The following is a 20915-nucleotide window of genomic DNA, read 5'->3' as shown; positions in this document are numbered from 1 at the left end:
GTAATGAAAGCCGTAGAAGGTTCGGGAATCAGGGAAATCTGGCCTGTATGGTAGCGTCCGGAATATCCATCGCCTTACAGCGCTCATATATGCGTGTATAGGCCTCTCTGAGCCGTCCAACAGTGTTTTCGGATAGCGTGATATGTGGTTCCAGTTCGGAATGAGCTTCCTGAATCTCTGCGATCAATGCAGCTTCATCCACCTGCGTCAGTTGCCCGCCCCGCATGACCTGCCTGCCATCGACGAACACACTGTCGAGCCCCCTGCCCGTCTGGGCATATACCAGCTGGTTGATCGGATTGTTCAAGGGTGTGAAGGCAATATCATCGAGTCGGTACAAGGCGAGATCGGCGGTTCTACCAACGTCGATCGCGCCGAGATCCTCTCGTCCCAGGCCTTGAGCGCCACCCAGTGTGGCCGCACGCCAGGCCTCTCTGGCACCGATCCAGCGGGTGTGATCGTCGCCGCGCAACTTCTGCGCCAGTGCCGTGTTGTACAGCACACGAAGCATGTCGACGCCTTCGATGGAGCCGCAGCCATCACTGCCTAGCGAGATATTGACGCCCGCATCGAGCATGGCCCGCATCGGCATCAGCCCGCTGCCGAGCTTGAAGTTGCTGCAGGGATTATGCTGAACGGTAACGCCGGCTCGACCAAGAATGTCCAGCTCAGCGGGAGTGACCCAGACACCGTGAATCACGGTTGTGCCCGCCTTGAGAAAGCCGATGCGATCCAGGTACTCTATCATGGTCGACCCGTAGAACTCGTAGCCGGTGATGACCTGCATTCGGGTTTCCTGTACATGGATCATCAGTGGTACGCGAAGCTCGTCAGCCATCGCTCGCACCGCCAGCAAGAACGGTTCCGTACAGCGCTGCGGCGCTGATGGCGCAGCGATATACGCTACCCGATTACTATCAGGGTGGTGCTTCGTCGCCAGCGAACGTGCAAAACCGAGGATCTCTTCTGCAGACGTACTACTGGTGGAATCCAGTTCAGCGAGCAGATCGGCGGGCAACTCTTCATCAACGAAGGGTACGCCCCTGAAGAAGGGCTTATCGAAAAGCGTGATACCCACGTAGGCACGGATACCCACATCCTCATAAGCCTGATAGGCCGCCTCGACCAGTGCGGGATCGAGCCGCGGGCTTACATTGAGATCATCCACGATCGTCGTAGCACCGGTTCGCAGCGCCTCCATGGCGCTGATCATTGTACGCAGGTATACCTGCCTCGGTGTGACCGGCAGGGGCTTCAACGGACGCACGAAATTCATCCAAAGTTCTAACGGCAGATTGTCGTAGCGCCCCTTGTGGAAGTTCTCGTGACTATGATGGTGGCCGTTGACCATGCCCGGCACGACCAGCCTATTGCTGGCATCGATCACTTCGCCTTCCGCTGGCCTAGTGCCAGCCGCAGAAATACGCGCTATTTTTGTGCCGGAAATGACAATGTCGACCAGCCCTTCGCTGAGGGTGGCCGACTCGCCAAGCAGCGCCTTACAGCCTGTGAGGGTGCAGGTGGTGCTCATCCTATTTGCCGGTACTGTCAGCAATGGCTTTCATGTTGTCGACTTCGGCCGCAAACAGTTTTGAAAACTGTTCATGATCTGCAAAATCAATCTTGCTGTTGATCTTGGAGATCAGACTGACAAAGCCGGGGTCTTCAACAAGTTTTGCGAAGCCTTCGCTGAGCTTGCTGACAATAGGTGCTGGCGTATCTTTCGGTACCATGACACCGCGCCAGAACTGAAACACCACATCGTAGCCAAGTTCCTGGCAGGTCTTCACATCCGGCATGGCAGGCCAGGCTTCGGTATCCGTTACGCAAAGCGCTTTCAGGGCGCCCGACGCAACATGATCGCCAACTACGGAGGGGTCGCCCGCATAGGCCATCGTATTACCTCCAAGCAGTTGGGTCACGGCCGGGCCGCCACCACCGAACTCAACTCCCCGCATTTTGGTATCGGTTTTGACCTTGAGCAGCTCGAACACTGTATAGGTCCAGCCATTGAGGTTGTCGGAACTGTATACCAGTTCGTCAGGATTCTTTTTCGCGAATTCCACCATCTCTTTCATCGTCCCGAAGGGCGCATCGGCCCTGACCACGAACACGGCAGGCGAATAATTGATTCGTGCGACCGGGATGAAGTCTTCCACCTCGAACGGCAGGTCTTCGACCTGAGGTCGCAGCGAATTGATGGTGGGATCGCCGAAGAGCAAGGTATAACCGTCTGCCTTGGCGTTGGCCACTTCTGCTGCACCGACAACACCGCCGCCGCCAGCTCGTGTAATTGAGATCATTGGCTGACCGAATACGCCTTCGCTCACTGTAGTAATGATACCGGCATGAAGGGAGTGTGAGCCGCCTGGCGGATAGGGCGTGACGAAACGTATGGGCTTAGAGGGGAAGTCTTCGACGCTTTCCGCAAAGGCGACAGACGGGACGATCAACCCCAGCCCGAGCGCAAGACTGACACTACTAGCCAGTGCAGTAAGCTTTGAGACCTTTGTAGAGCGGTCTGCGCCTGTAAACAACGCAACTGATTGACTATCTGACACTTGCTTCATGGGACTACTCCTGTGAGGAAACTTTTGATGGCGTTTGTGCAGGTGGCATCTGCGGCGATACTGCGTCCTGAGCGGCTTCCCGCTGTATGGCGACATAGCGCCAGATCATGACGACGATGCTCAACACCAGTAGTGATAGCAGTACAAGCGATATGGGCCGCGTGACGAAGATCGACAGTGATCCATTTGATAGCAGCAGCGTCTGCCGCAGCGCATTTTCAAGACCCGGCGCCAGCAATAGTGCTATGACCAGTGGCGGAATGGGTACGCCGGTTTTGCGCATCCCATAGCCAAGCACACCGCCAGCCAGCATGATCACAAGGTCGAAACTGCTGTTGTTTACGGAAAACGCACCGGCGAAGCAGAGCACTACTACCGCCGGATACAACAGACCCTGGGGAATCCGATTGATATGTCTGAGATGGCGAATGGCGAGCAGACCAAAGGCGATCAGCATGATGTTGGTCACGAGCAGAATTGCGAAGAACCCATACATGAGGTCTGGCGCCCGCTCGAACAGCAGTGGTCCCGGCATCAGGTCATGTGCCATGAAGGCGCCGAGCAGTACTGCGGTGATGGTATCGCCAGGTATACCGAATACCATCATTGGAATGAGGGCGGCGGGCACTACGGCATTGTTTCCCGCTTCGGCTGCACAGATACCAGAGAGCGAGCCTTTTCCGAACTGCTGCGGTCGCCGAGAGCGACGCTTGGCGACACCGTACGAAATCCAGCAGGAAATTTCCGCGCCCAGGCCAGGCAGAGCACCAAGGAAGGTTCCAATTCCAGTCGAGCGCAGAGACACCGGTAGCAGGGACCGCGCCTGACGCCAGCTGAGCCCTCGCCCTCCAAGACGGTCCATGCCCTGTGATTTCGCAGCACCGTTTTCTGCCTGGATGAGAATTTCACTCAGTGCAAACATACCGATCAGCAAGGGGACCAGCGAAATGCCCTGAAGCAGATCGGTCACACCGAAGGTGAAGCGCTGAAAGCCTGTCATTGGATCAAGCCCTATGACAGCCAGCAGCAATCCTCCGGCTGCACTGAGCAGACCCTTGACGAAATCGTTGCCCGACACGCCTGCGATCAGCGTCAAGGCAAACAGATACAGCAGAACGAATTCAGATGAGCCAAAGCTGATGGCAATACTCGCAAGTGGTGCCGCCACAAGTATGAGTACTACGGTAGATAGCAGATCGGCGAGAACCGAGGCGAACAGGCTCGTTTCCAGTGCCAGCCTCACCCTTCCGCGATTGGCCAGCGCGTTACCATCGATGGCTGTGGCCGCCGACGCGGCCGTACCCGGCGTGTTGATGGTGATGGCCGGTATCGATCCACCGTAGATAGCACCCTTATAAACCCCAAGCAAAAAGGGAATGCCAATGGTCGCGTCAATGAAGAAGGTGAACGGCGCCAGCACAGCCACTGCCATCGTCGCGGTGAGGCCCGGCAATGCCCCGACGAAAATGCCTCCGACAAGCCCCAGTGCAGCAGCCGCCAGCGTGATGGGCGTCATCAACGTGGCAAAGCCTGCGAGCAGGTGTTCCAGCATCAGAAGATCCAGCCGGAAGGCAGCAGAATATTCAGCAGGCGCTCAAACAGAAGGTAAATGCTGACAGGCGTCATGATCGACAGCGCGGCTATCCCCCAGATATTCCGATAGCCGAACAACAGGGAAGCCACCACGATGAATAGCATCGAGGACAGCAGCATGCCCAGGACAAAGACAAGCACGCCATAGACGAGAATGCTGAGACCGATCCAGCCAGCTTTAGCTGACTGCAGGTCTGCCGGTGCAGCTTCTTCCGCGAGGGCGGTACTACGACCTTTGACGACTCGACGCAGCAGAAGCCCGCAGATACCGCACATGAGCACGGCTGCTATGGCCGGGAACAGGAAGGGGGATCGCATTCCGAATATGGTGGTGCTTGATTCGCCGAAGGCAGCATTCACGAGGAAAAGCGCCACAGCGAGTCCCAGGAAACCTGATACCACAGCAAGAATGAAATCCAGACGCCTGTCTGGCGCAAGTGACTCCAGTCCACGGCCTAGTCCCGCCTCGAAATCTGGTGCGAAATGCCAGTATCTGCTCCGATCGATCAGTCTGCTCATGACTAGCTCCGTAGGACACACGAGAACCATTGCAACGAGCAGGCCAATTTGGATTACAAATACAATTTACTGTATCAGTATGTTTTCTATAGACTTAAATCCTTTAATATTTTAGACACAACTCGAAGACCCAGTTTTCGCACCACTATGGCGCCATAAGGGTCGGTGATGGTGCATTCGCTCAGCGCAGTGTGATCCGGCAGCATCCAATACCCTCGAAGCAGACCTCCGCGACCTGGCCCGCCTCCAGTGGCGTCACGCCCGAAAAAGTGCCCGTGGTGACCACGTCCCCCTCGGCCAGCCCGACATCATGAGCACTCAGGTGATTGGCTAACTGTGTCAGGGTGTCCCAGGGGTCCGGCTGGGGATGCGCCCGCTCGGCATCCTGCACGGTCCGGTCATCCACCGTCAGACGGTAACTGGCACGGGTAAGCCTGGCCGGGCTATTGATTGGCACGCCCTTGCCAAGTACAAAACAACCATGGCTCATACCGTCTGCCAGCAACCAGAGCGCATCTACATCTGGCCAGGCTTCGAAGCGGGTATCGACGACTTCAAAGGCAGGATGGATGAAGCCAGCAGCAGCCTGCACGTCTGCCCTGGTGTAAGGCTCAGGCCGCGGCGGCAAGGCCTTTCCGAAGGATATGGCCAATTCACTTTCCAGCAGAAAGCGGTTGAACGCTCCACGCTTCAGGTGTGCTGGCGATGGATGGGTGCGTTCTGCATACAGGGGCGCGTGAATTGCCCGGCCTTCCGCATTCAGGCCCAGCTTCCAGCCGCTTCGAAGGCCAAGCTCGTCGGCGACGATCGACTGCACCTCATAAGCCTCCGTTTCGTTTGTGAGCGGATATGGTTCGGCCTCAAGCCAATCCCGGCTTCGATGCGCCTGAACCAGCGCCTCGGCCGCGAGCTCAATCCTGTTATCGTCCGTCATGACATTGACCCTCTCTGCCTCTGGTGAAGTTGTGACTGTACCCCGGTTCGATCGTTCAGACGACCCAGGCCGGATCCGCCGCCGCTACCTGTCTGAGCCCAGCCAGAATCGCATCCAGCTCGGAGGAATGCATATCCAGCCTGTGGTTGACGAAGAGTGGATAAGTGAATTCCGGTGACCCTGCCACCCTTACCAGGCGGCCAGAACGAAGATACTGATCGACCACTCGGGTCCTGAACCACCCATTGCCCCCACTGCCAAGCATGGTGTGCAAGGCCAGCAGCCCCAGGTTAAAACCGAAAGCATTCTTCTTCGGACGCGGGAGTACGGTGCTGATGTCAGCAGCGCTATCATCTCCCCATTGGATGCTGATATCAGGCTCTCCCTTTCCAGGCACCTGTACGTGTATCAGCTTCTCTTCAAGAATCTGCTCGACCCCGAGGCTCGGATGATATAGCGGTCGATGAACAATGACTGCGTCCAGCACACCATGCTCGAGATCGGTCGTGAGAATGGCTGCGTTATCGACTCGTGCATCGAAGGTGATCATGGGCTCGTGCTGCCGAATCCAGAGCAACCAGCTCAGGAGCAGCGGATTCCAGAGACTGGTTTCACCGCCGATCCTCAGACACACCTGATCACCCTGTGGATTACGAAGTTCGTCACGGGCGCGTGCCCAGGTCTGAACAAGCGCATTGGCATACGGTGCGAAACGTTCGCCTTCCGGCGTCAGCGAAGCACCCGATTTGTTCCTCACGAACAGTCGAACCTGCAACTGCTCTTCGAGATTCTGAATTCGAGTGGTGACGGTGGTTTGGGTGACATGCAGCTTGTCTGAAGCCCGAATGAAACTCCGTGAGTTCATCACCTCGATGAAGGTTTTCGCCAAATTGATATCCATCAGCATCTCTTGGATTTGATATCGATATAATTGATATTATCAATCGTATAATTTCATTATCCATAATTTAAGCTGAAACATACAATGGGTGCTGAACTTCACCTAAGGGGTAGATTCATGACGCTCTTACGTATTTCCTCCCTACTGATGAGTATTTCGTCAATCGTCGTGGTCGTGGCACTGGCCATCGCATTCGGCCTGAGCGATGTGCTGCCAATAGGTCTTCTGGTGCTTGGTCATGCTCTCGCCATGATCGCTGCAGTCGGTATCAAGGTAGGGTACGTCGTTCGACTCGAGGCGCTCGCCCAGGAACGACGTATCAGCCAGGCAGCCTGACAGGCATTCGCCCCCAGCTTTTCTTTCAATTTTCTGATAATTGACGAAGTCAGTGTGTCCGTAGTTCATAAATGGTGGCACGAGTTTTCTCTGCTCATAGGCTTGGGAGACAACGCTACCAGCCATAAGGAAAAGTTACTGTCTGGGATGGGCGCAGCGCTTGGAATGTATGCGATCGTTCTCTGTAACACCATATATCCGGTTGGGGAGCACTCGATCTGGGTCACCGCCTGTATTGGCGCATCAGCAGTGCTCTTGTTCGCCGCGCCACATGGGGCCTTGTCACAACCATGGCCCCTGCTTGGTGGTTATCTCGTGTCTGCAATCATCGGCGTGGCCTGCCAGCAGTCGATCCCTGACACCGGCATCGCACTGTCATTCGCTGTGGGCTTGGCCATCGTGGCCATGCACTACCTTCGCTGCCTGCATCCGCCCGGTGGGGCCGCTGCGCTTCTTGCAGTGGTTGGCGGCGCTGACATCACCGAGCAGGGCTATGGCTTCGTTCTGATGCCAGTGCTCGTCAACGCCCTGGTACTCATGAGCGTGGCCGTCCTCTTCAACGCCTTCTTTGCCTGGCGCCGATATCCCGCTCACCTTGCGCAGCGTCAATCCCGACCTGCGTTCCGTCCTGGTCAGAGAAGCGCTGTACTGACTGAAGAGGATTTTGCCGCAGCCTTGCATGACATGGACTCCTTTATCGATGTCACGCCAGAGGATTTGCAAACGTTGGTGGCGCTTGCAGACGAACACGCCGGTCGTCGGACCCGGCCAGCCATCAAGCCGCTCGAGACCGTGAAGAAGCTGAAGACGCTGTTCAGAAAAGACAGCGAGCCCGTCACTCCGAAGCGAGACGCCACTTCTGTCAAGCCTTCCGAAGCCAGCACCACCGAAGACGACGGCGGCAGTTGACCTGTTCCGTGTCTCCAACAATCGAGGCCGCCAGCGACCCGGTGCTTCATACCACCAGGCGATTCCACGAGCCATATTGATGGCGGATTTTGCCGCGCGGCAGGCTCAGGACCATGAGCAGGACACCGCAGACTAGGCTCGACACAATCGACAGAATTCCTGCGTCGTACATGAAGGGCGTGGCGAACAAGGCCAGTCCCAGGGGAATGAGCAGAAAGCGAACTGCTCGGGCAGCTTCCGCCAGCGCTGTAATCACCACAGTGAGGACAAGCGCACCGATCAGATGATCCGCGTTGGCCATGTCACCACCGTGGCCGAGCGTCAGCCTGGTCAGCATGAGCCAGAGACCGATGAGCAGACAGAGGGCCAGGTTCCATGGCAAACGAAGATCATTGAACATCTCATAGACAATCTTGCCCGGTGTCTGCTCGAAACTGTCTTCGATCTGCTCGGTCGGACCGTCATCGGTATCACCCATGAAGAACACCCGCAATAGCGGCCGCCCCTTTTTCTTTCGTCGATAGAGGAACTGACCTGTGGCGACCAGCTCATCAATCGAGTACGGAATCTGAATGAGCATCGCCGCTGCGCCGACAAGACAGAGCGTGCACCATGTTCCAATCACGATGGGCTGAATGATAATGAAGATGATCGATACGGCACCCAGGGGCACAATCATGATGCCGAACAGCATCACCAGCCAGGGCATGGTGCGCCAGCGCCGTGCCGAGCCCATGACCCCGGTCAGGATTTCCAGCGCGTAGGTCATTGCGCCAAGCCCCGCATCAGGCACAGGCCAGGCTTCCGATACTGATGAGGTAATGATCTCTTCCGTGCCATTCTTGGGATCATTGGCTGCACCACCAAAAAACGGATCCCATACCGCATCGATATGACCAAGCTGATAGGCGCAGAGATAGCGCGAGATCAGAAAGCCCACCAAAGCCAGAATGATGATTGGCAGACGCTGGAACCAGGCGGAGGGATTGTAGGTCCAGCCGGGCGGGAGCGTCGGGCCGGTAGTCAGTGCAACGCTGGATACGCCCGGCGTCGGCCTCGTCAGAATGGCGAAAGCCATCACCATCATGCCAACCAGTGTACCGTTCATGTAGGCGGCGGCCGTGGGCGCCCAGAAGGCCAGCGGCGCAAATAACAACCAGAGCCCTACTGCAGCAGAGAACCAGCGGACAATGCTCAGGCGGTGTGACAGTGATAGCGACGCGAACAGTAGCAGCAGCACACCCGAGCCGATGTCGCTGACTGTCATGGCCGTCGATTCATAGCCAAGCGTGAAGGGCGCTGTGATCAGCCAGAAGGCAAGCGCCATATTCATGAAATGGGCCCAGAGACTATTGCGATGCTGGGCGCGGAAGGTCTGATCGTATTCGGCGCGCACGCTTTCTGCGTTGCGGTTCTTCTCTTCAGATGTCTCCACACGATCTGGCGGGGTGATGCCGTTCCGCTTGTACCAGGTGAAGGGATCGCTCTTCAAATTGTCAATCAGCGCTTCGAGGCCGTGATAAATGCTGTGCGTCGGCTGCCAGCCCAATTGCTGACGAGCCTTGCGAATATCGAGATCGTAGTGGTCCGAAGACAGCTCGATCATGAACGGACGAATGAAGGGCTTTTCGCCCTTGTCGATGGCATCCGGCACCACTGGCTCGGCCTTCACCTGCATCCAGGCGCCAGGCTTGGCCACGACTTCAGGCATGGACATGGTCGTCCATTCTTCATCACCGAACAGCAGTTGGCCAATCCTGTTTTGCAGCGCCTGATAGCCCATCACCGAGTCTTCGCCGATCAGGATGCTGCCAGTCGGCTCAAGTTCATTTCTCCGCTCTACTGCTCGCTCGAATGCGTCGATCATATCGTCCTGATGAAGAAAGGCCTGACCAGCCATGAGATCACCAGAATAGACATGGCTTTTCAGATCGCGCTCATAGATGCGTGCTATCTGCTGACTGAGTGTCGGCACGGCTGAGCTGTCGTCATAGAGTCCGGCTAGCCGGAGCAGCGTGTAAGGAATATCGCCATGAGTCTGTTCTATCACCGCCTCAGTCTCGGCTTTCGATTCAGGATAGGCCCAGCCAGGATCGATGGGCGTGTGTTCATCGATCTTCTGACCAGGTACGCCGGGCTTGTGAACGAGCATCGTGGAGGCATAGAAAAAGCGCTCTACCTCAAAAGGCTGGAGTGCCTCGAGCAGGTAGCGCGTGCCCTGAACGTTGACCTCATCATACAAGGGACTTTTGTTGCCGGTGAAATCAAAGTAGGCAGCCAGGTGAATGACGGCAGCGATGGAATTGCCGTAATCCTGACGCAGTCTTGTCAGAGCGAGTTCGATTGACTCGGGATTGGTAAGGTCGCACTCGAACAGTCGATCAGCTTCCCGCTCCGGTTCTTCGGGGGGGCTTTGGTCCAGTCCGATGACGTGATAGCTGTCCCTGAATGCGCTCACCAGCGCGGAGCCGATGCGGCCGCTTGCGCCAGTAAGCAGAATGAGGGGCTTGTTGGCTTTATCTGTGACCTTACCCTGCGTATCCACTGACTCTCCCTGTTCGCTCAGAAACATTCACTGCTTACCGCTGCTGCAGTAAGACTGCGTGTTCTATGATAGTTTGCACTGTGACGTGTCTACGGCAGCTAACCAGCAGTAGTTCCCCTTTTGTCGATATCCAGATTGCAATTCAAGCATGGCCAACGCCTCATTACCCATTGAAGTCATACTCACGGAGTTGCTGGAAGCAACGCGTGGGACACAGCGTGTGATCGTGCAGGCGCCGCCTGGCGCCGGGAAGACCACCATTATTCCTGTGGCCTTGCTGCAGACTGGCTGGGTGAACGGCCGAATCATTCTCATTCAGCCTCGACGCCTCGCAGCCTACGCTGCAGCGAGTCGGATGGCTGGCCTGCTTGGGGAGACGGTCGGCCAGACTGTAGGCTACCGGACCCGTCATGACAGTGCCGTATCTAAAGCCACGCGAATTGAGGTCGTGACCGATGGCATATTTCTCCGCTGGATACAGAGTGATCCAGCTTTGGGTGGCATCAGTGCTGTGCTCTTCGATGAATTTCACGAACGCACCGTAGCCATGGACCTCGGCCTGGGGTTCGCTCTCGAAGCACATCACGCTCTACGCGAAGATGATGACCCGCTTTACCTCATCGTGATGTCGGCCACATTGGACGGACCACGATTTGCCGAGTGGCTCGATGCGGCCTTTTTCGAATCCGCCGGACGGCTATATCCCGTCGATATTCACCACAGCCCACTACTAGCCCGACAAGTGCTCAGTCAGCATATTGCACAGGTAACGCTTGCAGCCATGCGCGGCGATCCCGGTGATGCGCTCGTGTTCCTGCCAGGTTTTCGCGAAATCAATCAGGTGCGCCGTGCACTGACCGATGCTGTGCCAAGCGGAGTCGTCGTGCATAGTCTGCATGCCTCGTTGCCGCAGACGGAGCAAATGGCTGCTCTGAACCCCGCAGCGGCAGGACAACGCAAGATTGTGCTCGCGACCAATATCGCCGAAACCAGCGTGACCATCGAAGGCATTCGCATCGTTGTCGACAGCGGGCTGGCCCGGGTATCACGCCATGATGAGCGGCGCGGACTCGATATGCTGGAAACCCGTCGAGTTTCACTGGCCTCAGCGCGCCAGCGGACGGGTCGTGCCGGTCGCACATCCTCTGGCATTTGCCATCGTCTCTGGAGCAGGGCTGACGAGGCGACCATGGCCGCCTTCGATGAACCCGACATTCTGAAGACCGACCTGGTGCCAGTCGCGCTTGAACTGGCGCAATGGGGCGCGCCTGATTTTCCCAGTTTCAAGCTGCCTACCCAACCAAATCCGGACGCCTGGACCCGAGCCCTTCAAATTCTGCAGAGTCTTGGGGCAATGGACAGCGCTGGCCGGCTGACTCCACAGGGACAGCAGCTCAGCGAACTTGGCATGCACCCTCGGCTCGGACTGCTTTTGCTGACCCATCGACACACGGCGCTGGCTTCGGCGGCGCTCGGATGCGCTGCCCTGATGTCGGAAGGTGACCCCCTGCGCTTTCCGGGCGAATCCCCGCATGCCGATATCCGCCTTCGTCTGGCATCGTGGCAGCACGCGCCGACCTTCGGCGTGTTGCAGAGAAACACCTGGCAGGGCATTCAGAAGACCGTGAAGCAGCTTGCCCGACGGACTCGCTCGACATGGGAGCCGGAAGCGGCTGATTCGGAAGGCATTGCCGAGGCACTGGCGCAGGCATGGCCCGATCGCATTGCCCAGCTTCGCGAGCACAGCGCTACGCGTTACCGCATGATGGACGGGCGTGGCGTGAAGCTGAACAACGACGACAGTCTGGCGGGTAGTCCGTGGCTCGTCGTGCTCGACACCGCCGGCCAGGCAGGCGGAGCAACAACTCAGCGTATGCCTGGTGAGACAGCGGCACGAGAGCTGACAGTCGTTCTGGCCTGCTCCATCGGCCGCGGTGAACTGGAGAACGCCCTCGGCCATCTCTTCAGACAGCGGGAAGTGATGGCCTGGAACAAGCAGCGTCAACGTGTGGATACTGAGCATCAGCTTGTACTCGGTGAGCTGGTGATCTCCAGCCAGGCTGTGCAGAAGCCATGGTCAGCGGCACTGTCCCTCGCTGTCAGGCAATGTCTGCTGGAACAGCTGATCGCTGATCGAGGTGCCGCCCTGCCCTGGAGTGATCGCACCAGCCAGTTGAGGGCGAGGATGCAATGGCTGCATCAACAAGATCCTGAGCAATGGCCCGATATGAGCGATCAACGCCTCTTTGGCGATATTACTGCACTTGATGAATGGCTTGGACCTGATCTTGATCAGCGTGCCAGCTTCGCATCACTGGCGTCGATCGACCTGACTGCAGCACTGAAGCGCAGGTTGAGTTGGGCTCAATGGCCACAGTTGGATCAGCTGGCGCCAGTCAGCCTTTCGCTCAAGAACGGCCAGACAGTCGAAGTAGATTATCAGGATGAACGAGGACCAGTCATTCGGGTTCGACTTCAGGCGCTTTTCGGGCTTGACGAGCATCCGCGCCTGGGCAACGGTGCGACCCTGTTGATTGAGCTTCTGTCACCGGCACGCAGACCCTTGCAGGTCACGAGCGATTTACCCGGTTTCTGGAGCGGCAGCTACAGGGAGGTCGCCAAAGAAATGCGTGGACGGTATCCGAAACACCCCTGGCCAGACGATCCCGCTCAGGCTGTTGCTACGACTCGAGCCAAACCCCGGCGTTGAGACCTGCCCCTCAAATCTCCGAGATCGCCTGCAGATTCCGCCCCCCTGCCGGTTACTGCCAGTCGAATTGAAGCTATGCTTCAGTAGTTGGCACGCTGTTCGCCTCCATGAGGCTAGCCACTATCAACCCTATTCCCAAGCAGGCTGCATTCCTGAGCAGCGGAGCCGATATGTCAAGACGACTCGTTCTACCGGCGGCCGTAGTCGCCACCCTTACGCTCGGAGCCTGCTCGTACGTTGCCAAACCGACTAGCGCCCTACTCCCGGGCAACGCCGAGGGTAACAGGATCGGCGCTACGCTCGCCCAGACGGACAAGATGCTCAAGCGCAAGGTCGCCATCGCAGGCTTTACAGATGACACCCGTCATGGCAATGCTTTTGGTTTGAACCAGGGTAACGATCGTGTGGGCGAACAGGCAATGGACATCCTCTCCCGGCGACTGAGCGAAACGGGACAGTTTCTGATGCTGGAACGCGCCGACCTCGACAAGCTCCATACTGAACAGTCCTTGAAAGGCCTGCAGCATGCGGAGATAGGGGCAGACTACCTCATTGTCGGCTCGATATCAGAGTTCGGGCGTTCAGCAGAGAGCGAGGTAGGCATGTTCAGCCGCAACAAGATTCAGGCGGCCAGAGCCAAACTGAACGTGCGACTGGTCGACGTCAAGACAGGCCAGATTATCTATTCCCAGGAAAGTAGCGGCGAGGCCACAGCGGAGGCCGACACTGTAGTCGAGCCTGGGCAACAAGCTGCTTACGACGCCTCGCTGGACGCCAGGGCTATTTCTGCTGCCATCAGTCAGCTGATGAGCAGTCTGGTTAACAATCTGCTGGACCAGCCCTGGCGGGCTTATGTCATCGGCGAACAGGATGGCCAGTATATCCTGACTGGCGGACAGTCCCAGGGCATTGTGGTCGGAGACGAATTCAGGCTGATGAAACCAGGCCAACTGGTCAGGAACCCACAGACCGGCATGCTGCTTGAACTACCTGGCAAGCAGGTAGGGATGGTCCGCGTCGAAAGCTTCGGCGGCTATGGCCATGAGGAGATAGCCCTTGCTTCGCTGGTATCGGGTCGAATAGATGCAAACAATCTTGCCGCTTTTTATGTCGTCAACCACAAGCCCGCCCTGCAAGGACCTCAATCATGAGAATCATCAGTCTTGATGCCATGCTACTTGCCAGGCGGCGCGCACCATAGCGGCGGGTAGATAGCGAAAGAATGGCGAGAAAGTCTGAATCTCCCCTAGAACACAGCGGCTGAACAATTTACAGTGATCGCTCTGACGACAGGGGAGGTGCGGATGAACGTCGTACTCAAGGACTGCGGATCGTTTCTGAGCGGCCGCGCGGATGAAGTCGTGAGTCGGTGGTTCGAAGCCTGTAAACATGATGAAGCGCTTGGAGTTGTCGTCGCCAAGCTGTCGCAGCAAGCCTTTGTAGATGACATACCGAAGGCCATAGACGGGCTCGCGCTCACTATCAGGCAAGGCGGTGAGGCTTATTTCACCCCTTCAGGCACCGTGCTCGACTTGCATAGTCAGCACCGCTGGAGGCAGGGCTTCAGCCTTCGGCAACTGATTCGGGATTGGGGCAATCTGAACAAGGCCCTCGTTCAGGAAGTCGATGCATATTTCAGCCGCTATTATCAGAACAACCATGCCAACCGGGCGCTCGTCTTCGAGCGACTGTCCGATTTTATCACGGAAGCCCTGAGTGAAAGTGTTCGCTGTTTCGAGGCTTTGAGACGGCGGGAAGCTGGCGGTGTGGCCAACGAACTTCAGGCCATTCAGGATCAATTCGATGAAACAAGCTCGTCCCGGTCCAGATTGCTTCGTGAAGCGACGCACGACCTCCGCGGCGGGCTCTCTGCCATTGCTGGCGCCACTGCGGTACTGAAGTTCGCTGAGCAGCCAAACCCGATGTTCGGAGATGCGCTTGAAAGCCTCGACCGTGGCGTAGAGTCGGTAAAAACCATGCTGGACTCCCTGCTCGACCTGTCTCGCCTCGAATCAGGCCAGGATGTGGTAAAACTTCAATTGCTCGATATCGTGCCGGTGCTGCAGACTATATCGGCAGAATATAGGGTCATTGCGAAGAATAAGCGGCTCCAGCTCGAAGGCAAGGGAACGAGCACGCTGCTCGTCCAGACTGACCCTGAGAAAATTCGCCGAATTACCCAGAATATTCTCATCAACGCGCTGGAATATACCGACAAGGGCAAGGTCAGCTTGTCCTTGCATGCTGAACCCGAGCGGAAACGTTGGGTGCTCAGCATCTCCGATACCGGACCCGGCCTTGACTGCACCAGCCCCACTTCACTCGCGCATGAGCTCGAATCCGATAATCCACTGGAGCAATCGGCCTCTTCCTTTTCGGGCGAAGGCATCGGGCTCACTATCGTCAAGCGCCTGTGCGAAGCGCTCAGTGCCACCTTGACCGTACAGTCATCAGCAGGACATGGCACGGTCTTCACATTGCATTTCCCGCTCGATTACGACAAGGCTGTTGACCAGGCGTACGCAAGCCGTCCCGACTCACCTTGAAGCCAGTATCTGGTATTGGGCTGGCAGCTCACAATCAACGCACAGGCATAACGCTAGCGGCAATCGGCATGTTCGTCCTCAGTTTCGACGCGCTACTGGTGCGTCTGGCAGACGTGGCCTCATGGGACATTGTATTCTGGCGGGGCTGGCTGGTGTGTCTGGCGCTCATGGCCTACCTGCTCGTAGCCGGCCGCCTTGATCAGTTCCGCCAGTTAAGACAGTTCTGGCTCGCTGTATTGCTCATTGCTTCGCTTTACGCACTCGGCTCATCACTGTTCGTGTTTTCAGTGAAATTGACCAAGGTGGCCAACACCGTTCTCATTCTGAGCTGTACACCCTTCTGCGCGGCGATATTTTCATGGTTCCTGTTAGGCGAACGAATTCGCCAGCGCACACTGATTGCGATGATTGCTGCAACGGCAGGTATTGGCGTCGTGTTCGCGGGCGCTGCCGGTTTCGGTGATGGCATCAACGATGTCATTGGCAGCTTTCTGGCCTTGCTGATTGCGATCAACACGGGCCTGACCCTGACACTTCTGAGAAAGTTTGCCGGTCTTCCGCTTATTCCAGTCCTGGCGGTGAGCGGCGCGATTGCCGGTGCTGTTGCCCTGCCATTTGCTAGCCCTTTCAGTCTCTCAGGCGAGAGCATGGGATGGTTGATGGTGATGGGGCTGGTTCAGATTCCGATTGCCTGGATTTGCGCGCTGTCGGCCACAAGGTATATTCCAGCGCCAGAAGTCAGCCTCTTCCTGCTCATCGAAACGGTCCTTGGGCCGGTATGGGTCTGGCTGGTGCTAGCCGAAGCGATACCACCGCTCACACTGCTGGGCGGCGTCTTCATACTGGGTGCGGTGAGCGTGAATGCCTGGCTGGGCCTGCGTGAAACTCTTCAAGTGCGACCCGTTTAAGGTCGATTCCACAGCGTCACTCGCGCGATGAATCCTCGATCATTTTCAGTTTTCTTGTTCGAGACCATCGCTTCAGGGCGTATTCACGTTTACTCGCAGCAGCGCGATCGGGCTGTGGCTCAAGCCAAACCAGTCTGACCGGCCGCCGCGCACGGGTATATTTGGCCCCCAGCTTGTCCGATTCGTTGTGCTCGAGCTCCCGTCGTTGCCAGTCAGTAGTGATGCCGGTGTAGAAAGAGCCATCCGCACACTCGAGCATATACACGTACCAGGCCTCGCTGGCTTTTGCCGCTGTCATCGTCCTGAGCCTGCCAGGTAGGCGCACAATGGTCGAGTGCCGCGCAACTCAGAAACCCAGCAAGGCGGGCAATTCGGATAAATTCTGCACCAGCAGATCAGGCTCTGCCAGCCTGATGTCCTCACCATGATTGTAACCATATGGCACCGCGATACTGAGCATGCCAGCGCGCTGTGCAGCAGTGATATCATGTTTAGAATCACCCACCATCAGGCTGTTAGCAACGGGCACGTCCAGCCGTTCAGCAGCGTGCAACAGCGGCATGGGGTCCGGCTTCTTACGCGGAAGAGAATCACCGGATAGCACCAGGTGGAACAGCTGGCAGATATCCAGCTTCGCCAGTAGTGGCAGCGTGAATCGCTCGGCCTTGTTGGTCACGCAGCACAGCTTGAGTCCTGCACGCCTGAGCTGCCCAAGTGTTGTGTGTGCGCCGGGATACAAGGTAGAGCGCTCGCTCAAATGCTCACCATAGGCTTTGTCGAACAGCTGCAACGCTTGCCGAAATACAACGTCCTCGGGCTCCCCGGCTACCTCTCCAGTCAACAGACGCTTGACCAGACGATCGATACCGTTGCCGATGGCGTGTCTGACGGCGAGTTCACCACACGAAGGCAAACCCATCTGCCTGAGCATGATGTCGGCACTTGCGGCGATATCAGGCACCGAATCTACGAGCGTGCCATCCAGATCAAAGATCACGAGGCGTATGTCTTTCAAAGCCTGGCCAATCCCGGCAGGCACTGCAGATGCGCTCACCGGCCGCCCTTCAGCGGCGCGGCCAGCACCATCGTCCACCATGTTTCAAACTCGGAATCTTCATCGCTGAGGCAGGCAACGCCAATATCCACCACTTCCGGCCTCAACATATTCTCGAGATGAGAGGAACTGCTTTCCCATCCGGCCATCACCGCTTCGACACCGCGCTGCCCGGCAGCGACATTTTCAGCCACGACACCATAGGTATAGCCCTGTGCTTCGACTCGATCAGATACCTGACTGCCGTTGGGACCGGCATGTCCCATCTGGTTCTGCTGACTCATGTGCACGCTTTGCACTTCAGCAGCTGCAGTGAGTTTACTTGACGATGAGACGGTTCCGAGACCTCTATCCTGCCGGAGTCCATTCACCAGGCTGACAAGCTCTGCTGCACCCTTATCATCAAGGCAGACCTTGCTGACTGGTTCGCCGGCCCCAACAACGGCCGGCATGGCCAACAGACCCAAAAGGAGAGCGGAACGCTGCAATGATCGTAACGTAGACATAACGACAACTCTTGAAGGCAGATGATGTTAATCAAAGTAGTACGAGCACAGCCCGTACCACGGCTCGCACATCTCAGGCTGACAGATGTCTGCGCCACCACTACACTCTGCAGAAATAGCTAGCCATGGCCCGGAGAAACGATGCGCCCCACGCTTAAAGTACTGATTATCGAAGATGATGCCCTTCTGCTCAGCCAGATCACCGAAAATATCACCAAGACGATCGTGACCTTCGAGCGGCAGGATATCGACATCGTGGTACTTGAAGCTGAAAGCGTCAAGCTTGCGCTGGAAGCGGTCAGAAACGACGGTGATATTCAGGCGGTAGTCTTCAGCTGGGATGTCAGTACCAACTGGCGGGAAATCGATGTCGAACGCAATGGCAAGGTCGATAACAACGCAGTCGTCATCGATGCCATCAAGCACATTCGGCATGAACTGCCTGTCTATGTTCTCGGCGACGCCGAACGCGGACTCGAAATCGTCAACGATACCCGAGCCATGGAGTCGTTTTTCTATCGGAACGACATCATCTCCGATCCTGAATCAATACTCGGCTATATCATCAATGACTATGACGACCGCTGCGATACACCGTTCTGGACCGCCTACCGCAAGTATGTCGTAGAGGCGAATGATTCGTGGCACACGCCAGGTCACAGCGGGGGTGCCAGCTTTCGCAACTCGTCTTACATCAAGGATTTTTACGATTTCTTCGGGCGCAATGTCTTTGTCAGCGATCTGTCGGTATCGGTAGATTCTCTAGGCTCGCTCTCGGACAGTACCAATGCCATTCGCCGCGCCCAGGAGGCAGTCGCCTATACCTTCGATGTCCGAAAATCATATTTCGTCACTAACGGCTCCAGCACTTCGAACAAGATCGTGCTGCAGACCTTACTCAGACCGGGCGACAAGGCCATCGTGGATCGAAACTGTCACAAGTCGGTGCATTACGGCATCGTACAGTCGTACGCGATGCCCATTTACCTCGACAGCATTCTGAATCCGCAATTCGGTATTTTTGCGCCGCCTTCGCTGGAGAATATCAGTGCAGCCATCGAAGCCAATTCCGATGCCAAGCTGCTCATTCTTACCGGGTGTACCTATGATGGTCTGCTGATCGACCTGGCACAGGTGGTCAAGAAAGCCCACGCACACAATATCAAGGTCTTCATTGATGAAGCCTGGTTTGCCTATGCCTCCTTCCACCCGAGATTCAGGCATTATTCCGCCATCAATTCGGGTGCGGATTACATTACGCATTCCGCGCACAAGGTGGTCTCTGCGTTTTCGCAAGCGTCGTACATTCACATCAACGATCCGGAGTTCGACCAGGACTACTTCAAGGAGATCTACAACATCTATGTGAGTACTTCGCCGAAGTATCAGCTCATTGCCTCTCTGGACGTCTGCCGCAAGCAACTGGAAATGGAGGGTTACAAGATCCTAAACACCCTGCTGCGTAACGTCGAGGAGCTGAAACAGCAGGTGAGCCGTTTCAAGCGAATCCGCATACTCGGCCCTGAAGACTTTGCGAAGATGTTCAGCCATTTCGAATCGAACAACATGGGCCACGATCCATTGAAAATTCTCATCGACATTTCTGCGCTGGAGTATTCCAACCAGGAAATCCATCGCTACCTGATGGATGAAGTCGGCCTCGAAATCGAGAAGTTTACGCACTCCACGCTGCTGGTCTTACTGACGCTCGGTGGCATGCGTTCCAAGATGGTTCGCCTCTACAACGCCCTGAAAAAACTGGACGATGGCAAGGTCAGCCTGATTCGCAGTCGTTCCAAGCACCGCCTGCCTGATGGCATTCCACCGATCAATCTGGCCTGCCTGCCCTCCGAGGCCTTTTTCGGTCGCCGGGAATCCATTCCCCTGCAGGAAGCCGTAGGTCGAATTGCCTGCGCGCTGGTAACGCCCTACCCGCCCGGTATTCCCTTACTGGTGCCGGGGCAGAAAATCGAGGAAGCACATCTCAGTTATCTCAAGGCGCTGTCGACACAAAAACTGACGATTCAGGGTATGTTCGACGGTGATATCTACGTGCTCGCCAACCCGGTAGAACAGCCGGAAACACCGAAGCCGGAGGCATGACATGATTTCCGATCTACAACAGCAGGTGATCTATGTCACCGGAGGCGCCCAGGGCATCGGCAGAGGCATTGTCGAGCACCTGCTTCGGCTGGGACATCAGGTCGTGGCTGCGGACATCGATGAGGAGGCCGGTGAGGAACTACTCAGCGCGCTGTCAGCGCAGCGAGAGCGACTGAGGTTTGTGAAAACCGATATCGCTGATGAAGCCTCGGTGCAGGCCAGCCTGCTGGCCACCGTGGAAGCGTTTGGGCGCCTGGATGGCATCGTCAACAATGCCGCCATCGCCGACCCCTACAACGCTGCACTGGAAGAATTCACCTTTGATGCGTGGCGCAAGGTCCTGGACACCAACCTGCACGGCGCCTTTCTTGTGTCGAAATATGCGCTGCCCTACCTCCGACAACACGGCGGCAGCATCGTGAACATGGCCTCGACGCGAGCGCTGCAGTCAGAGCCAAACAGTGAAGCCTATGCCACCTGCAAGGGTGGGCTGCTCGCGCTGACCCATGCCATGGCCATCAGTCTGGGCCCCCAGGTGCGGGTAAATGCCGTCAGCCCTGGCTGGATCGACGTGAGTGGCTGGCAGAAGGCTAGTAAGCACGAGCAGGCGAAGCTCAGTCAGGCGGATCATGAGCAGCATCCTGTCGGACGGGTTGGCAAGCCGGGTGATGTAGCTGCCACTGTGGCCTTCCTGCTGTCGAACGAAGCAGGCTTTATCACCGGCCAGAACATTGTTGTCGATGGCGGGATGACCCGCAAGATGATCTACGAAGGCTGAATC

Annotated in this window: 18 protein-coding genes; 8 read left to right on the top strand and 10 right to left on the bottom strand. The window is 56.8% G+C overall.

The features are described from left to right. Positions 1-28: 28 nt before the first annotated feature. From ABD735_RS01475 to ABD735_RS01450, 6 genes are all read right to left on the bottom strand, one after another. Positions 29-1531 (bottom strand): amidohydrolase family protein, encoded by a 1503-nt coding sequence (locus ABD735_RS01475; protein ID WP_344802556.1) that lies wholly within the window; start codon positions 1529-1531, stop codon positions 29-31. Position 1532: 1 nt separating this feature from the next. Further along, complete coding sequence (locus ABD735_RS01470; protein WP_344802554.1) at positions 1533-2570, bottom strand: Bug family tripartite tricarboxylate transporter substrate binding protein; 1038 nt, start codon at positions 2568-2570, stop codon at positions 1533-1535. A gap of 4 nt (positions 2571-2574) precedes the next feature. Next, complete coding sequence (locus ABD735_RS01465) at positions 2575-4122, bottom strand: tripartite tricarboxylate transporter permease (protein ID WP_344802552.1); 1548 nt, start codon at positions 4120-4122, stop codon at positions 2575-2577. Then, on the bottom strand, positions 4122-4682 hold the full coding sequence (locus tag ABD735_RS01460; protein WP_344802550.1) for a tripartite tricarboxylate transporter TctB family protein: 561 nt from the start codon (positions 4680-4682) through the stop codon (positions 4122-4124). Before ABD735_RS01460 ends, ABD735_RS01465 begins: the two co-directional genes overlap by 1 nt. 181 nt (positions 4683-4863) lie before the next feature. Further along, on the bottom strand, positions 4864-5616 hold the full coding sequence (locus ABD735_RS01455) for a 2-keto-4-pentenoate hydratase (protein ID WP_344802548.1): 753 nt from the start codon (positions 5614-5616) through the stop codon (positions 4864-4866). Between the two features lie 55 nt (positions 5617-5671). Further along, on the bottom strand, positions 5672-6517 hold the full coding sequence (locus ABD735_RS01450) for a LysR family transcriptional regulator (protein ID WP_344802546.1): 846 nt from the start codon (positions 6515-6517) through the stop codon (positions 5672-5674). Positions 6518-6634: 117 nt separating this feature from the next. Here ABD735_RS01450 and ABD735_RS01445 point away from each other — a divergent pair, with 117 nt between their 5' ends. Together ABD735_RS01445 and ABD735_RS01440 are read left to right on the top strand one after the other, a co-directional pair. After that, a complete protein-coding gene (locus ABD735_RS01445) occupies positions 6635-6853 on the top strand; it encodes a hypothetical protein (RefSeq protein WP_344802544.1) in 219 nt (72 codons plus the stop codon). A 54-nt stretch (positions 6854-6907) separates the two neighbouring features. Next, on the top strand, positions 6908-7762 hold the full coding sequence (locus tag ABD735_RS01440) for an HPP family protein (RefSeq protein ID WP_344802542.1): 855 nt from the start codon (positions 6908-6910) through the stop codon (positions 7760-7762). Between the two features lie 46 nt (positions 7763-7808). On the opposite strand, the gene ABD735_RS01435 is transcribed toward ABD735_RS01440, so the two are convergent. Further along, positions 7809-10334: a vitamin K epoxide reductase family protein gene (locus ABD735_RS01435; protein ID WP_344802540.1), complete on the bottom strand. Its 2526-nt coding sequence runs from the start codon at positions 10332-10334 to the stop codon at positions 7809-7811. Positions 10335-10455: 121 nt separating this feature from the next. Here ABD735_RS01435 and hrpB point away from each other — a divergent pair, with 121 nt between their 5' ends. The 4 genes from hrpB (at position 10456) to ABD735_RS01415 (ending at position 16471) form a co-directional block, all read left to right on the top strand. After that, on the top strand, positions 10456-13017 hold the full coding sequence (gene hrpB, locus ABD735_RS01430) for an ATP-dependent helicase HrpB (RefSeq protein ID WP_344802538.1): 2562 nt from the start codon (positions 10456-10458) through the stop codon (positions 13015-13017). A gap of 170 nt (positions 13018-13187) precedes the next feature. Beyond that, positions 13188-14168 (top strand): CsgG/HfaB family protein, encoded by a 981-nt coding sequence (locus ABD735_RS01425; protein ID WP_344802536.1) that lies wholly within the window; start codon positions 13188-13190, stop codon positions 14166-14168. Between the two features lie 153 nt (positions 14169-14321). Further along, positions 14322-15563 carry a sensor histidine kinase gene (locus tag ABD735_RS01420; protein WP_344802535.1) on the top strand — a complete coding sequence of 414 codons (1242 nt, stop codon included), beginning with the start codon at positions 14322-14324 and terminating at the stop codon, positions 15561-15563. Beyond that, positions 15560-16471, top strand: coding sequence for a DMT family transporter (locus tag ABD735_RS01415; protein ID WP_344802533.1), 912 nt, complete (start codon positions 15560-15562; stop codon positions 16469-16471). The genes ABD735_RS01420 and ABD735_RS01415 overlap by 4 nt, the downstream gene beginning before the upstream one ends. Positions 16472-16487: 16 nt before the next feature. Here the strand turns inward: ABD735_RS01415 and ABD735_RS01410 are convergent, their stop codons facing one another. From ABD735_RS01410 to ABD735_RS01400, 3 genes are read right to left on the bottom strand one after another with little or no spacing between them, the layout of a single operon-like run. Next, positions 16488-16769, bottom strand: a complete 282-nt coding sequence (locus ABD735_RS01410) for a GIY-YIG nuclease family protein (RefSeq protein ID WP_344802532.1) — start codon at positions 16767-16769, stop codon at positions 16488-16490. 48 nt (positions 16770-16817) lie between these two features. After that, on the bottom strand, positions 16818-17567 hold the full coding sequence (locus ABD735_RS01405; protein ID WP_344802531.1) for a phosphoglycolate phosphatase: 750 nt from the start codon (positions 17565-17567) through the stop codon (positions 16818-16820). Next, positions 17522-18031: a CAP domain-containing protein gene (locus ABD735_RS01400; protein WP_344802529.1), complete on the bottom strand. Its 510-nt coding sequence runs from the start codon at positions 18029-18031 to the stop codon at positions 17522-17524. Before ABD735_RS01400 ends, ABD735_RS01405 begins: the two co-directional genes overlap by 46 nt. Positions 18032-18172: 141 nt before the next feature. Here ABD735_RS01400 and ABD735_RS01395 point away from each other — a divergent pair, with 141 nt between their 5' ends. Together ABD735_RS01395 and ABD735_RS01390 are read left to right on the top strand one after the other, a co-directional pair. After that, positions 18173-20134 carry an aminotransferase class V-fold PLP-dependent enzyme gene (locus ABD735_RS01395; RefSeq protein WP_344802527.1) on the top strand — a complete coding sequence of 654 codons (1962 nt, stop codon included), beginning with the start codon at positions 18173-18175 and terminating at the stop codon, positions 20132-20134. A gap of 1 nt (position 20135) precedes the next feature. After that, a complete protein-coding gene (locus ABD735_RS01390; RefSeq protein ID WP_344802525.1) occupies positions 20136-20912 on the top strand; it encodes an SDR family oxidoreductase in 777 nt (258 codons plus the stop codon). Positions 20913-20915 lie beyond the last annotated feature (3 nt).

This window comes from Allohahella marinimesophila (assembly GCF_039538005.1).
In the GTDB taxonomy this organism is placed as follows: domain Bacteria; phylum Pseudomonadota; class Gammaproteobacteria; order Pseudomonadales; family Oleiphilaceae; genus Allohahella; species Allohahella marinimesophila.
This window is presented reverse-complemented; position numbering and strand designations above follow the sequence as displayed.

What these genes read in the sequence shown, in the direction of transcription:
- ABD735_RS01475 (WP_344802556.1), bottom strand. Translation starts at nt 1,531, where the DNA reads ATGAGCACCACCTGCACCCTCACAGGCTGTAAGGCGCTGCTTGGCGAG.
- ABD735_RS01470 (WP_344802554.1), bottom strand. Translation starts at nt 2,570, where the DNA reads ATGAAGCAAGTGTCAGATAGTCAATCAGTTGCGTTGTTTACAGGCGCA.
- ABD735_RS01465 (WP_344802552.1), bottom strand. Translation starts at nt 4,122, where the DNA reads ATGCTGGAACACCTGCTCGCAGGCTTTGCCACGTTGATGACGCCCATC.
- ABD735_RS01460 (WP_344802550.1), bottom strand. Translation starts at nt 4,682, where the DNA reads ATGAGCAGACTGATCGATCGGAGCAGATACTGGCATTTCGCACCAGAT.
- ABD735_RS01455 (WP_344802548.1), bottom strand. Translation starts at nt 5,616, where the DNA reads ATGACGGACGATAACAGGATTGAGCTCGCGGCCGAGGCGCTGGTTCAG.
- ABD735_RS01450 (WP_344802546.1), bottom strand. Translation starts at nt 6,517, where the DNA reads ATGGATATCAATTTGGCGAAAACCTTCATCGAGGTGATGAACTCACGG.
- ABD735_RS01445 (WP_344802544.1), top strand. Translation starts at nt 6,635, where the DNA reads ATGACGCTCTTACGTATTTCCTCCCTACTGATGAGTATTTCGTCAATC.
- ABD735_RS01435 (WP_344802540.1), bottom strand. Translation starts at nt 10,334, where the DNA reads ATGTTTCTGAGCGAACAGGGAGAGTCAGTGGATACGCAGGGTAAGGTC.
- hrpB (WP_344802538.1), top strand. Translation starts at nt 10,456, where the DNA reads ATGGCCAACGCCTCATTACCCATTGAAGTCATACTCACGGAGTTGCTG.
- ABD735_RS01425 (WP_344802536.1), top strand. Translation starts at nt 13,188, where the DNA reads ATGTCAAGACGACTCGTTCTACCGGCGGCCGTAGTCGCCACCCTTACG.
- ABD735_RS01420 (WP_344802535.1), top strand. Translation starts at nt 14,322, where the DNA reads ATGAACGTCGTACTCAAGGACTGCGGATCGTTTCTGAGCGGCCGCGCG.
- ABD735_RS01410 (WP_344802532.1), bottom strand. Translation starts at nt 16,769, where the DNA reads ATGACAGCGGCAAAAGCCAGCGAGGCCTGGTACGTGTATATGCTCGAG.
- ABD735_RS01405 (WP_344802531.1), bottom strand. Translation starts at nt 17,567, where the DNA reads ATGGTGGACGATGGTGCTGGCCGCGCCGCTGAAGGGCGGCCGGTGAGC.
- ABD735_RS01400 (WP_344802529.1), bottom strand. Translation starts at nt 18,031, where the DNA reads ATGTCTACGTTACGATCATTGCAGCGTTCCGCTCTCCTTTTGGGTCTG.
- ABD735_RS01395 (WP_344802527.1), top strand. Translation starts at nt 18,173, where the DNA reads ATGCGCCCCACGCTTAAAGTACTGATTATCGAAGATGATGCCCTTCTG.
- ABD735_RS01390 (WP_344802525.1), top strand. Translation starts at nt 20,136, where the DNA reads ATGATTTCCGATCTACAACAGCAGGTGATCTATGTCACCGGAGGCGCC.